At 62.5% G+C, this 13,242-nt stretch carries 12 protein-coding genes and 1 tRNA gene; 6 read left to right on the top strand and 7 right to left on the bottom strand.

Annotated features, from left to right (window positions below; all coding sequences use genetic code 11):
* Positions 1-53 precede the first annotated feature (53 nt).
* Positions 54-839: a DeoR/GlpR family DNA-binding transcription regulator gene (locus KI243_RS26910; RefSeq protein ID WP_212810087.1), complete on the top strand. Its 786-nt coding sequence runs from the start codon at positions 54-56 to the stop codon at positions 837-839.
* A 3-nt stretch (positions 840-842) separates the two neighbouring features.
* Here the strand turns inward: KI243_RS26910 and KI243_RS26905 are convergent, their stop codons facing one another.
* Positions 843-1,721, bottom strand: coding sequence for a DUF4087 domain-containing protein (locus KI243_RS26905; protein ID WP_212810086.1), 879 nt, complete (start codon positions 1,719-1,721; stop codon positions 843-845).
* Positions 1,722-1,921: 200 nt separating this feature from the next.
* On the opposite strand from KI243_RS26905, the gene KI243_RS26900 reads away from it, so the two are divergent.
* The 3 genes from KI243_RS26900 (at position 1,922) to KI243_RS26890 (ending at position 4,753) form a co-directional block, all read left to right on the top strand.
* Positions 1,922-2,398 (top strand): sterol desaturase family protein, encoded by a 477-nt coding sequence (locus KI243_RS26900; RefSeq protein ID WP_212810085.1) that lies wholly within the window; start codon positions 1,922-1,924, stop codon positions 2,396-2,398.
* Positions 2,399-3,375: 977 nt separating this feature from the next.
* Complete coding sequence (locus KI243_RS26895; protein WP_212810084.1) at positions 3,376-4,203, top strand: NYN domain-containing protein; 828 nt, start codon at positions 3,376-3,378, stop codon at positions 4,201-4,203.
* A gap of 34 nt (positions 4,204-4,237) precedes the next feature.
* On the top strand, positions 4,238-4,753 hold the full coding sequence (locus KI243_RS26890; protein ID WP_017123681.1) for a hypothetical protein: 516 nt from the start codon (positions 4,238-4,240) through the stop codon (positions 4,751-4,753).
* Positions 4,754-4,888: 135 nt separating this feature from the next.
* Here the strand turns inward: KI243_RS26890 and KI243_RS26885 are convergent, their stop codons facing one another.
* The 6 genes from KI243_RS26885 to KI243_RS26860 form a co-directional block, all read right to left on the bottom strand.
* Complete coding sequence (locus tag KI243_RS26885) at positions 4,889-5,110, bottom strand: formate dehydrogenase subunit delta (RefSeq protein ID WP_017123682.1); 222 nt, start codon at positions 5,108-5,110, stop codon at positions 4,889-4,891.
* Complete coding sequence (gene fdhF / locus KI243_RS26880) at positions 5,107-7,995, bottom strand: formate dehydrogenase subunit alpha (protein ID WP_017123683.1); 2,889 nt, start codon at positions 7,993-7,995, stop codon at positions 5,107-5,109. Before fdhF ends, KI243_RS26885 begins: the two co-directional genes overlap by 4 nt.
* Complete coding sequence (locus KI243_RS26875; protein WP_212810083.1) at positions 7,992-9,554, bottom strand: formate dehydrogenase beta subunit; 1,563 nt, start codon at positions 9,552-9,554, stop codon at positions 7,992-7,994. Before KI243_RS26875 ends, fdhF begins: the two co-directional genes overlap by 4 nt.
* On the bottom strand, positions 9,551-10,027 hold the full coding sequence (locus KI243_RS26870) for a formate dehydrogenase subunit gamma (RefSeq protein WP_017123685.1): 477 nt from the start codon (positions 10,025-10,027) through the stop codon (positions 9,551-9,553). The genes KI243_RS26875 and KI243_RS26870 overlap by 4 nt, the downstream gene beginning before the upstream one ends.
* Before the next feature lie 373 nt (positions 10,028-10,400).
* Positions 10,401-10,730 (bottom strand): hypothetical protein, encoded by a 330-nt coding sequence (locus KI243_RS26865; protein ID WP_177107975.1) that lies wholly within the window; start codon positions 10,728-10,730, stop codon positions 10,401-10,403.
* Positions 10,731-10,824: 94 nt separating this feature from the next.
* Positions 10,825-10,909 (bottom strand) — tRNA-Leu (locus KI243_RS26860).
* Between the two features lie 108 nt (positions 10,910-11,017).
* Between KI243_RS26860 and queA the strand changes: the two genes are divergently transcribed.
* Both queA and tgt read left to right on the top strand, forming a co-directional pair.
* On the top strand, positions 11,018-12,082 hold the full coding sequence (gene queA / locus KI243_RS26855) for a tRNA preQ1(34) S-adenosylmethionine ribosyltransferase-isomerase QueA (RefSeq protein WP_178990706.1): 1,065 nt from the start codon (positions 11,018-11,020) through the stop codon (positions 12,080-12,082).
* 14 nt (positions 12,083-12,096) lie between these two features.
* The gene (gene tgt / locus KI243_RS26850) at positions 12,097-13,212 is read left to right on the top strand and encodes a tRNA guanosine(34) transglycosylase Tgt (RefSeq protein ID WP_167331613.1); all 1,116 of its coding nucleotides are present in this window, start codon (positions 12,097-12,099) and stop codon (positions 13,210-13,212) included.
* The last annotated feature ends 30 nt before the right edge of the window (positions 13,213-13,242 follow it).

The raw sequence follows: 13,242 nt of genomic DNA, 5'->3' as shown, positions 1-13,242 counted from the left end.
CTGGTATATAGTCATGCCTGAGTCGGCACAAACGTGCGTAATCGGGCATAAACATGCAAAACCTTCATCACTCCTCCGAGCTGCCGCACCTGCGGCGGCAGAAGATCCTGTTGCTGCTGGAGCGCGACGGCAAAGTCATGGCCTCGGACCTCGGCCAGCATTTCGCGGTGTCGGAGGACACCATCCGCCGCGACCTGGCGGAACTCGCCCAGGCCGGGCTGCTGCAACGGGTCCACGGCGGCGCCTTGCCGCGGCCCAAGGACACGGGCAAGGACTACTTCACCCGCATCGCCGAAACCAACGAAGTGAAACGCTACCTGGCGCAACTGGCGGTGCGCCGCATCGAAGAGGGCCAGATCGTCCTGTTCGACTCCGGCAGCACCACCTTGCAGATCGCCCAGTCCCTGCCCACGGGCATGTCCATCACCGCTGTCACCTGCTCACCGATGATCGCCATGACCCTGGCCGAACACAAAGGCGTCACGGTGATCCTCGCCGGGGGCACGCTGAACCCGCTGACCATGGCGGTGGGCGGGCATGAAGCGGTACGGCTGATCCAGGGCATCAAGGCCGACCTGCTGTTTACCGGCGTCTGCGCGATTCATCCGGAAGTCGGCATCAGTTGCCTGCGCTACGAAGAACTCGCGGTGAAACAGGCTCTGCTGGACAGCGCCTCCCATGTGGTGGCGGTCACTACCGCCGACAAGCTCGGCGCGGTGGAACCATTCGTGGTGGCACCATGCTCGCGATTGCACACGATGATTACCGAGCACCAGGTGAGCGACGATATCGAGGCCTATCGACGCATGGGGATCGAGGTGGTGCAAGCGGAGGTTTGACGGTTATTTCTCGTCGAACCGCACCGAACGGATGATCGCACTGAGGGTGTCGAAATCCTGGTAGTAACCCACGGTGTCGAACAGCAGCTGCGTCCTGGCGTTGTAGACAATTGCCATCAGGCAGGTGCCGCCGGCGGCGTGGAAGCCGGTCTCTTCATCGCCGACGCCACAGGTCTGGGTCGTCTGCATGCCTTTCCAGCCCGGGCCTTCGATCAGGTCGACGGGGCTGGGTGAGTCCATGCCGGCGCTACGCATCCAGACGCCGTCTTCGAGGGAAAAGATCATGCTGTCGGCGGCCTGTTCCAGTGTGCCGTGCTGGACACACAGGTTGAGGGTGTATTCCTCGTTGGTCCTGGTCCTGGTCTTGGGCTGGTTGAGGTTCAGGCACTCCTTGACCTTGCTGACCTTCCAGCCCTTCGGGTAGCTGAAACTGAAGCCTTCGGCCTGATAGGGCTTCATTTCCCTGACCGGGCCTGACGTGGGGTCCGCAGCCGGAGCGAGCGGGTTTTCCGGCTCGCGCAGAGTCGCATCGTTGCGACAGGCCGCCAGCGGCCGGGCGGTGGCCTTGGTCAGGTTGTCCAGTCGATGGGTTTCGGGATCGGCGCTGGCGGTCATGCAGCCGCAGCCATAGCCGTAGTGGCCGTTGGTGCGCACCCACTGTGCATCGCTGAACTGCGGCCAGTCGCCCTCGGCCTGGTAGCCTCCCTGGCTGGCGATTTCCCAGGTGCCGTCGCGGTCGCTGAGGGTGGCGTTGGCCGGTGTCGGGTTCTCGAACCAGCCGCAGCGGCGTTCAACCTTGGCCGCGGCATGGGCCGGAAGACTCAGGCAAGCGAAGGTGAATGCGAGCAGGCAGAGCTGGCCGTGCAGGAAGAGGCGGGGCATGGAACGTCCTTGTCGATGATCGTCACGGGGCGGCGCGGCACGGGCGTGCTGGCCGGCAGTTCGCGTGATGATAGCCAATATGGGGCTTTTCCCCCAGCGACGCCTGTCGCGGCAGGGCTCGATTTTCGCGCCCGGCAAGGTATGCTTGGACACCTTCTTCCGCTTGATTCCCTGACGTTCCCGCGAGCCGACAGCGTTCCATGATCAGCCACCTTGCCCTGTTCCTCTGCACCCTGGTCGCCATGGAGGGAGTCGGCTACCTGGCGCACAGGTACGTCATGCATGGCTGGGGCTGGTTCCTGCACCGTTCGCACCACGAGGAACACCTGGGGGCGTTCGAGAGCAACGACCTCTACCTGCTGGTGCTGGCAGCGGTGGCGATCACCCTGATCGTACTGGGCAATACCGGGCACGATCCCTTGCAGTGGATCGGCGCCGGCGTCGCGGCGTTCGGGATCATCTACGTGGTGGTGCATGACGGCATCGTGCACCGCTACTGGCCGTTCCGCCCGCGGCCGCGCAATCGCTACCTGAAACGCCTGTACCAGGCGCACCTGCTGCACCACGCGGTGAAAGGGCGCAAGAACAGTGTGTCGTTCGGCTTCCTGTATGCGCCGCCGTTGCGCACGCTGAAGCGCCAGCTGCGCGAATCGCGGCGTGGCGTGGCGTGGCGTTGAGTGTCGTGCTGAGGCGGGCGAGCAGGCCTGAGTCGGGACGAAAAAAACCGCCTTAGTAGGGCGGTTTTTTGCGCAAAGCCAGTATGAAACTGATTTGCTGATCTCATCGAGACCTTCACGTGGACGGTTCAATGTTACTGAGACTCTTGGTGTTGTGCAACGCTCATCCACCGGGAGGATTGGCTGGAACAAAGACTGGCTCAGTCTGAAATGTCTTGATTGAACTTCGCCGAAAAAAAAGCCTGATGGAAACATCTGAAGACTGGCGCTCGGATACGATGTCGGCGCTCTCACGTTAAAGGAGTGTCATGAGGCAGCCAGGCCTGCGCGCGCATTTTCGGACCCCCTGACACGGCTTAGTAACCCGTGCCGGATTCGCTCAAGGGGCCATCAGCCCGGCTGCCTCATGGAGTCCTTCACGTGGACTTGAAGGCGTACGTGTTCCGGTAAGTACGCTGGAGGTTTGGCCCACCTTGGGGGCCAAAGTATGTCAAAGATCCTGCGACGTACCTGGAGCCTCGTAGTGAACGCATTCCGGGCTTATCGCCTGTATGAGTTTCTACGGGATCATTTCGACAATCAGCGGTAAGGATTGTTGAGGTGGCCTGCCCCGGCTTCGGTCGGGGTGAGTTGGAATTCGCACAAGTCTTGCGGAAACTCCTACAAATACTTTGTAACACTCGAACCTGTGGAAGCCGGGCTTGCCCACGAAAGCGCCGGCCCAGACGGCACGGGCTTCAAGTGGACGCCCAAGAATCCCCTCTGCTCTCACCCTCCTTTAGTCGTAAACCCCAGCCCGACCTGTGGACGCAGTAGTATCAAAATAGTAGCGTCGCCCTCAAAGCCCCACGCTACTGGCCGTACCAACGCGCCAATGCCCCAGGCCTTCATGTTCGTTAAGGAAGACGTAGTGAACTGCCTGCCAGGTCCTGATCACGGTCAGCCCGCCCCAGGTAGTCACTTTTCAAGGATGAGTGATGGCTACCAAATCGCCCCACAACCACCAGCAGAAGCACCTGGCCGTGCTGATCGATGCCGACAACGCTCAGGCGGCGATTGTCGAAGGCCTGTTCGAGGAAATCGCCAAATACGGCATCGCCAGCGTGAAACGCATGTACGGCGACTGGACCTCGCCGCAACTGGGCAGTTGGAAAAAGCTGATGCTGGAACACTCCATCCAGCCTATCCAGCAATTCGCCTACACCAAGGGCAAGAACGCTACCGACAGCTCGCTGATCATCGATGCGATGGACCTGCTTTATACGCGCCGGTTCGACGGCTTTTGCCTGGTATCCAGTGACAGCGACTTCACCCGACTGGCCGCGCGCTTGCGTGAGGAAGGGATGACGGTCTATGGCTTCGGTGAAGAGAAAACGCCCAAGCCGTTTGTGTCCGCTTGCGACAAGTTTATCTATACCGAGATTTTGCGGGCTGAGGTGGCGGTTGAGCAGGGCGGGCAGGGGGAGAAAATACCTGCGGCGGCTCACCCTGTTGCTGAGGTAGAGAAGCCATCGTCTCCCCCAACCTCGGCCAAACAGCCGAAGGTGCCGGTGGAGTTCATCGCGAAGATCCTGGATGACATTGCCGATGAGGACGGATGGGCGCCTCTCGGAGCGTTGGGTAACAACATCAGCCAGCTACGTTCCGATTTCGACTCTCGGCTGTATGGGCACACCAAACTCAGTGGTTTGATTCGCAGCCAAAGCAAATCGTTTGAACTGGAAAGTCGAGGTGGTTCACCGACAGGTGGGGCGGTATTGTACGTGCGTAACAAGAACAGGGTTAACGGTCACTCGTCTCATTGATGTGGCCAGGTTAAAGAAGTAGATAAAGATTGATATGAAAAAAGTATGGATGGTTTTGTTGTGGGTGGTGGTTCTCACGGGGTGCGGACACAAGCAGATTGAGTACACGCCGAGGCCTGTTTCCGGAATGGATCGCCAGCAGGCGATAGATATCGTTGAGCAGGTATTCTATGAAGATTTCAGCAAGGGCCGGCCGCAGTCGGTTCAGGTGACGGAGCAATTCATTGCGTTATCCGATGGCACCGTTTCAAACGGTACAACCTACGGTACGGCTGCTCCGCTTGGTAATGGTGCAGTTGCGGTTGGTAGTTCGACGGTAACGACCAAGGAAAGAGGACAGCGTCTCTATTTTAGTTCGATAAGCTCGGTCAGCCTCTATCAAAGCAATGTTCGCACAGGACGCTATGCCGTGATCATTCGTGCGGCTGAGGGAGGGCAGGTGCGAACGGTGAGAACGTTGAGTCTTGAAAAGGCTCAGAGGTTTGTTGATGCGTTGGAGTATCTGCGGATAGGGGCGGGAAAAGTCATGAGTAAAAATACGCTTCCCTGAGTGCTCTTGGTGTTGCGCGACCCTTGAATCCTCACTGCCAATCCAGCGGACCTAGCCTTTGAGCAGACAGCTTCCAGGAGCGCCCCTTGGCCTGCTTTCACAGGCCAAGGGGTAATCCCAAACAGTTGTGTGTACCTAAGCCTCCCACCCCGCCCCACTGACCGCTTCCTGCGCCAGTGGATGCAGGTCCGCACCTTGATGCGTGGTTTGCCAGGCCAGCAGTTCCTTGCGCATCCCCGGCGTCCAGAACATCTGCAGATGGTTGCGCACGCCCAGCACGGCCTGGTGCTGGTCCGGTTCGCTGGAGAAGTACTGGGCGATCTGGTTGGCCATCTTGATCAGGTTTTCAGTGCTCATCGGCGTACCTCCGCTTTTGCCCCGGTGCTGCGCGCATGGCGGCGTTCGTCGAGCAGGCGTTGTTGTTCGTCACTGAAGGCCTGGAAGCGTTTCTGCCACTCGGAAGGGTGATACACACGGCTGACTTCCACCGCGGTGACCTTGTACTCCGGACAGTTGGTGGCCCAGTCGGAGTTGTCGGTGGTGATGACGTTGGCCCCCGATTCCGGGAAGTGGAAGGTGGTGTACACCACGCCCGGAGCGACCCGTTCGGTCACCCGTGCGCGCAGCACGGTCTGGCCCGCGCGGCTGCCGATGCCGACCCAGTCGCCCTCGTTGATACCCCGGCTCTCGGCATCGGTCGGGTGGATTTCCAGGCGGTCTTCGTCGTGCCAGGCGACGTTGTCGGTGCGCCGGGTCTGGGCGCCGACGTTGTACTGGCTGAGGATGCGTCCGGTGGTCAGCAACAGCGGATAGCGGTTGTTGACCTTTTCCTCGGTGGGCACGTAGCCGGTGAGCATGAAGCGCCCCTTGCCGCGCACGAACTGCTCGATGTGCATGGTCGGCGTGCCGTCCGGCGCCGCGGCGTTGCACGGCCATTGCAGGCTGCCATGGCTGTCCAGGGCGGCGTAGCTGACGTTGGTGAAGGTCGGCGTCAGGCTGGCGATTTCATCCATGATTTCCGACGGGTGCTTGTAGTTCATCGGATAGCCCAGGGCGTTGGCCAGGGCCACGGTGCCTTCCCAGTCGGCCTTGCCGCCCAGCGGCTCCATGACCTTGCGTACCCGCGAAATGCGCCGCTCGGCGTTGGTGAAGGTGCCGTCCTTTTCCAGGAACGAGCTGCCCGGCAGGAACACGTGGGCGAACTTGGCGGTTTCGTTGAGGAAGATGTCCTGTACCACCACGCATTCCATGGCCGACAGCGCCGCGGTGACGTGCTGGGTATTCGGATCGCTCTGGGCGATGTCTTCGCCCTGGCAGTACAGGCCCTTGAAGCTGCCGGCGAGGGCCGACTCGAACATGTTGGGAATACGCAGGCCCGGATCGGGTTGCAGGGTGACGTTCCAGGCCTGTTCGAACTGCGCCCGTACCACTTCGTTGGAGATATGCCGGTAGCCGGGCAGTTCGTGGGGGAAGGAGCCCATGTCGCAGGAACCCTGGACGTTGTTCTGCCCCCGCAGCGGGTTGACGCCGACGCCTTCGCGGCCGATGTTGCCGGTGGCCATGGCCAGGTTGGCGATGCCCATGACCGCGGTACTGCCCTGGCTGTGTTCGGTGATGCCCAGGCCGTAGTAGATCGCCGCGTTGCCGGCGCCGGCGTAGAGGCGGGCGGCGGCACGGATGTCGGCCGCGTCGACGCCGCAGATCAGGCCAAGGACTTCCGGCGAGTTTTCCGCGCGGCTGACGAATTCGCTCCAGCGGGCGAAATCGCTGCCTTCGCAACGGGCGTCGATAAAGGCCTGGTCGAGCAGGTTCTCGCTGACGATAACGTGGGCCAGGGCGTTGAGCATGGCGACGTTGGTGCCGGGGCGCAGGGCCAGGTGCAGGTCGGCGCGGGCATGCACCGAGTCCACCAGGTCGATGCGCCGCGGGTCGATGACGATCAACCGGGCGCCCTCGCGCAGGCGGCGCTTGAGTTGGGAGGCGAATACGGGGTGGGCGTCGCTGGGGTTGGCGCCCATGACCAGGATAACGTCGGCCTGCATCACCGAGTCGAAACTCTGGGTGCCGGCGGATTCGCCCAGGGTCTGTTTCAGGCCGTAGCCAGTGGGCGAGTGGCAGACCCGCGCACAGGTGTCGACGTTGTTGTTGCCGAAGGCGGCGCGCACCAGCTTCTGTACCAGGTAGGTTTCTTCGTTGGTGCAGCGGCTGGAGGTGATGCCACCGATGGAGTCGCGGCCGTATTTCTGCTGCAGGCGACGGAATTCGCCAGCGGCGTAGGTCACCGCTTCATCCCAGCTGACTTCCTGCCAGGGATCGCTGATGTGCTTGCGGATCATCGGCTTGGTAATGCGATCCGGGTGGGTGGCGTAGCCCCAGGCAAAGCGGCCCTTGACGCAGGAGTGGCCGTGGTTGGCCTGGCCGTTCTTGTCGGGAACCATGCGCACCAGTTGGTCGCCTTTCATCTCGGCGCGGAACGAGCAGCCCACGCCGCAGTAGGCGCAGGTGGTGATCACGGCGTGTTCGGGCTGGCCCAGTTCGACCACGCTTTTTTCCATCAGCGTCGCGGTGGGGCAGGCTTGCACGCAGGCGCCGCAGGACACGCATTCCGAGTCGAGGAAGTCCTCGCCACCGGCGGCCGCGACCCGGGATTCGAAACCGCGTCCGGTGATGGTCAGGGCAAAGGTGCCCTGGGTTTCTTCACAGGCGCGCACGCAGCGGTTGCAGACGATGCACTTGCTCGGGTCGTAGTCGAAGTAGGGGTTGGAGGTGTCTTTCTTGTCGGCGAGGTGGTTTTCACCTTCGTAGCCGTAGCGCACCTCCCGCAGGCCGACCTGGCCGGCGACGGTCTGCAACTCGCAGTTGCCGTTTGCCGAGCAGGTCAGGCAGTCCAGCGGGTGATCGGAGATGTACAGTTCCATGACGTTGCGCCGCAGGGTGGCGAGCTTCGGCGTCTGGGTGTGCACGGTCATGCCTTCGCTGACCGGCGTGGTGCAGGACGCCGGGTAGCCGCGCATGCCGTCGATCTCCACCAGGCACATGCGGCAGGAGCCGAAGGCTTCCAGGCTGTCGGTGGCGCACAGTTTCGGAATGCTGGTGCCCAGCAACGCGGCGGCGCGCATGACCGAGGTGCCTTCGGGCACGCTGATGCTGCGGCCGTCGATGGTCAGGGTGACCTGCACCTGGCTGTCGCGGGCAGGGGTGCCCAGGTCGATATCGGTTTTCGGGTCGAAGAGAGTGATCATTGGTCGGCCTCCGAGGGCTGCAGACCGAAGTCGGCGGGGAAATGCTTGAGGGCGCTGGCCACCGGATAGGAGGTCATGCCGCCCAACGCACACAGCGAACCGTATTGCAGGGTGTCGCACAGGTCCTTGAGGATGATCGCCTGTTCATCGCGACCGCCCTGGTCGGGTGCGGCCAGCAGGCGATCGATCACCTCCACGCCGCGGGTGGAGCCGATGCGGCACGGGGTGCATTTGCCACAGGATTCCTCGGCGCAGAACTGCAGGGCGAAGCGCGCCATGCGGGCCATGTCGAGACTGTCGTCCGCCACCACCACGCCACCGTGGCCGAGCATGGCACCGATGGCGGCGAAAGCTTCGTAATCCAGCGGCGTGTCGAATTGCCCGGGTGGCACCCAGGCCCCGAGAGGGCCACCGACCTGGGCTGCCTTCAGCGGCCGGCCACTGGCGGTGCCGCCGCCATAGTTTTCCACCAGCTCGCGCAGGGTCAGGCCAAAGGCCCTTTCGACCAGGCCGCCGTGACGGATATTGCCCGCCAGCTGGAAGGGCATGGTGCCCAGGGAACGGCCCATGCCGTAGTCGCGATAGAACTGCGCGCCTTTCGCCAGGATCAGCGGCACCGAGGCCAGGGTCAGTACGTTGTGCACCAGGGTCGGCTGGCCGAACAGTCCTTGCAGGGCGGGGATCGGCGGCTTGGCGCGGACGATCCCACGCTTGCCTTCGAGGGAGTCCAGAAGCGCGGTTTCCTCGCCACAGATATAGGCGCCGGCACCGACGCGGACTTCCATGTCGAAAGCCTGGCCGCTGCCGCTGACATTGGTGCCGAGATAGCCGGCGGCGCGGGCGATGTCCAGGGCTTCGCGCAAGGTCGCCACGGCCTGGGGATATTCCGAGCGTACATAGATGTAGCCGTAGCTGGCCCCGACGGTGAGGCCGGCAATGGCCATGCCCTCGATCAGCAGGAAGGGGTCGCCTTCCATCAGCATGCGGTCGGCGAAGGTGCCGGAGTCGCCTTCGTCGGCGTTGCAGACGATGTACTTCTGCGCAGCCTGGGTACCACGCACCGTGCGCCATTTGATCCCGGCGGGGAACGCCGCGCCGCCGCGTCCGCGCAGGCCGGAATCGAATACGGCGGTGGCGGTCTGTTCGCCACCGAGGGCGATGGCCCGGGCCAGGCCCTCGAAGCCGCCGTGGGCACGGTAATCCTCCAGGGACAGCGGTCGGGTAATGCCTGCGCGAGCGAACAGCAGGCGTTGCTGGCTCTTCAGGTAGGGCAATTCTTCCACGGGGCCGAGGGCCAGTGGATGGGTGGCGGGATCACCTTGCAGGGCGTCGAGCAGCGACGGTACGTCGGCGGCGGTCAGCGGACCGAAGCCGATACGGCCTTGCGGGCTGTCGATTTCCAGCAGCGGTTCGAGCCAGTACAGGCCACGGGAACTGGTGCGGTGCAGCTCCAGCGGCAGATGGCGTTCCCGGGCCTGGGCGGCAAGGGCCGTGGCGACTTCATCGGCCCCGACGGCGCGGGCCAGGGAGTCAGCGGGCAGATAGAGGCTGGGCATCATGCGTCCTCCCGGCAGGCGTCGAGCAGGGCATCCAGGCGTTCGGCGCTGAGCCGTGCATGCACCTGGCCATCCAGCTCCAGGGCGGGCGAGCAGGCGCAGGCACCGAGGCAATAGACCGGACGCAGGCTGATGCTGCCGTCGGCGCTGCTGCCGTGGTCGTCCAGTTGCAGGCGCTCGCGCAGTTGCGCGGCGAGCTGCTCGGCGCCGCGACTCTGGCAGGACTCGGCCCGGCACAGGCGCAGGATATGTCGGGCCGGGGGCGCGGTGCGGAAGTCGTGGTAGAAACTGATCACCCCGCGAACTTCGGCCTGGCTCAGGTTGAGGGCGTGGGCAATCTCGGGGATGGCGGCATCGGGGATGTAGCCGATGCCCGCCTGAATCTCATGAAGGATGGGCAACAGTGCGCCGGGGGAGCCTTTGTGGCGCTCCAGCAGGCTGTTGACCATAGGCAGGTGCAGCATCTCATCAGGCATACAGCATTCCTCACGGTCACGGACAAACCACAAGGTTGTCGGTTGTCCGAAAGTGTCGGCTGCGGCATTCACACCACGTCACGGTATCGTGGCATTTTCGGCCGTTGGCCAGGCACCCTGAGCGGGCATCTTGTTGGGCCCGGTGCGGTCTTTGCCGCACCTCTTCAGGGCATAAAGGGCAGCTTGCCACGCTGTCTTTGGTTTATCGGCACCAAAGCGACGTGCACGGTTCTTTCCGCGACTACCGTTGAGTATAGAAGGGTGTTGCCCGGGCATGGGGCGGGCGGGGGAATCGGCAAAAAAACGAGGCGAAAAAAAACGACTTAGAATGGCTTCCGCCTGATTCATGAGAGGGGACGGTGAGCGCAGCTCATCACTGAATGTCTTTCAGGTAGTCCTTGAGCAAGACGAGCGGTGCATTCATTTCTTCGGTGGTCCGCGCCTGGCTGAAGTCCGTTGCCAGTCTGTGCAGTTCGCGCCCGAGGGGCTTGTCCGTTCCACCCACAGCGTCCAGCGCCACCGTGATGCACGCATTCATCTTCCGCTGGATAGCGCCGACATCGCGGTTGCGCACCAGCAAGTCGAACACGTCCCGCTGATAGTCACTCATGACCGGATCGTCGCGCAAAATCGGGCTCTGGCCTTCGGTTTCATAAGCCAGCTTGAGGGCAAAAAGGGCGACTGTTTCCAGTGACGATTCCATGGTGCCGGGGCCTCTGTCGTCGTGTGTGGCGGACGATGGCCGCTTTTCTGCAGACGAAAAAAAAGACCTTGATAATCAAGGTCTTTTTCAATCTTGGTGCCCCGAGGGAGACTCGAACTCCCACTCCTTTCGAAAACGGATTTTGAATCCGCCGCGTCTACCAATTCCGCCATCAGGGCTCAATGGCGGCGAAGTATAGAGACGCCATTACCGTTGGTCAATCGCCTTTCATGGTCAATATGGGTGAATTCCGCTAAACTTTCCGGCCCTGCTAGACGAACCCCATCATGCGCGTCGCTGACTTTACTTTCGAGCTCCCCGATTCCCTGATCGCTCGCCATCCGCTGGCCGAGCGTCGCAACAGCCGCCTGCTGACCCTGGATGGGCCCAGCGGCGCGCTGGCACATCGTCAATTCACTGATTTGCTTGAGCATTTACGCCCAGGCGACTTGATGGTGTTCAACAATACCCGGGTCATTCCGGCCCGTCTTTTCGGCCAGAAAGCCTCCGGCGGCAAGCTGGAAATTCTCATCGAGCGAGTGCTCGACAGCCACCGTGTGCTGGCTCATGTGCGCTCCAGCAAGTCGCCCAAACCCGGCTCGAAGATCCTTATCGAAGGGGGGGGCGAAGCCGAGATGCTCGCCCGTCACGACACCCTGTTCGAACTGGGTTTCGCCGAGGAAGTACTGCCCCTGCTGGAGCGCGTCGGCCACATGCCGTTGCCTCCTTATATAGACCGTCCCGACGAGGGCTCGGACCGCGAGCGTTACCAGACGGTCTATGCCGAGCGCCTGGGCGCCGTGGCCGCGCCGACCGCCGGTCTGCATTTCGATCAGCCGCTGCTGGAGGCCATTGCCGCCAAGGGCGTCGAAACCGCGTTCGTGACCCTGCATGTCGGCGCCGGCACCTTCCAGCCGGTGCGCGTGGAGCGCATCGAAGACCACCATATGCATAACGAATGGCTGGAAGTCAGCCAGGCTGTCGTGGATGCCGTCGCCGCCTGCCGCGCGCGCGGTGGTCGGGTGATCGCGGTAGGCACCACCAGCGTACGCTCGCTGGAAAGCGCTGCCCGCGATGGCGTGCTCAAGCCGTTCAGTGGCGATACCGACATCTTTATCTACCCGGGCCGGCCGTTCCATGTGGTCGACGCCCTGGTCACCAACTTCCACCTGCCCGAATCCACGCTGCTGATGCTGGTTTCGGCCTTCGCCGGTTACCCCGAAGCCATGGCCGCCTACAAGGCCGCCGTGGACAACGGCTACCGCTTCTTCAGTTACGGTGATGCGATGTTCATCACCCGCAACCCCGCGCCGACCGGACCCCAGGAATCGGCATCCGAGGATCAAGCATGAGTCGCACCAGTCGTATGTCGTTCGAGTTGCTCGCTACCGATGGCAAGGCCCGTCGCGGTCGCCTGACCTTCCCGCGCGGCACCGTCGAGACCCCGGCGTTCATGCCGGTGGGCACCTACGGCACGGTCAAGGGCATGCTGCCACGGGATATCGTCGCCACCGGTGCCGAGATCATCCTGGGCAACACCTTCCACCTGTGGCTGCGCCCGGGCACCGAAGTGATCAAGAAACACGGCGACCTGCACGACTTCATGCAGTGGAAGGGGCCGATCCTCACCGACTCCGGCGGTTTCCAGGTGTTCAGCCTGGGCGCCATGCGCAAGATCAAGGAGGAGGGCGTGACCTTCGCTTCGCCGGTCGACGGTGCCAAGGTATTCATGGGGCCGGAAGAGTCGATGCAGGTCCAGCGCGACCTGGGTTCGGACATCGTGATGATTTTCGACGAGTGCACGCCGTACCCTGCGGATGAAGATGTCGCCCGGGTGTCCATGGAACTGTCGCTGCGCTGGGCCCAGCGCTCGAAGAATGCCCATGGCGACAACACCGCGGCGCTGTTCGGTATCGTCCAGGGCGGCATGCACCAGAACCTGCGCATGCGCTCGCTCGAAGGCCTCGACAAGATCGGTTTCGACGGCCTGGCCATCGGCGGCCTGTCGGTGGGCGAGCCCAAGCACGAGATGATCAAGGTACTGGACTACCTGCCAGGCCAGATGCCCGCTGACAAACCTCGTTACCTTATGGGCGTTGGCAAGCCGGAGGATCTCGTGGAGGGTGTTCGCCGCGGGGTGGACATGTTCGATTGCGTGATGCCGACCCGTAATGCCCGCAACGGGCATCTGTTCGTCGATACCGGCGTGCTGAAGATCCGTAACGCGTTCCATCGCCATGATGATTCGCCGCTGGATCCGACCTGCGATTGCTACACCTGCCAGAACTTCTCCCGTGCTTATCTGCATCATCTGGACAAGTGCGGCGAAATGCTGGGGAGTATGTTGAATACCATCCACAATTTGCGCCATTACCAACTGCTTATGGCTGGTTTGCGCGAGGCTATTCAACAGGGTACATTGGCCGCCTTTGTCGATGCCTTCTACGCCAAGCGCGGGCTTCCCGTGCCGCCTTTGGACTGATCTTTTCAGACCTTAGAACTACATATTTGC

The sequence above is a fragment of the Pseudomonas sp. Ost2 genome (assembly GCF_018326065.1).
In the GTDB taxonomy this organism is placed as follows: Bacteria; Pseudomonadota; Gammaproteobacteria; order Pseudomonadales; family Pseudomonadaceae; genus Aquipseudomonas; species Aquipseudomonas gingeri.
Note: the sequence above shows the minus strand (reverse complement) of the source record. Positions and strands in the feature narration are given on the sequence as shown.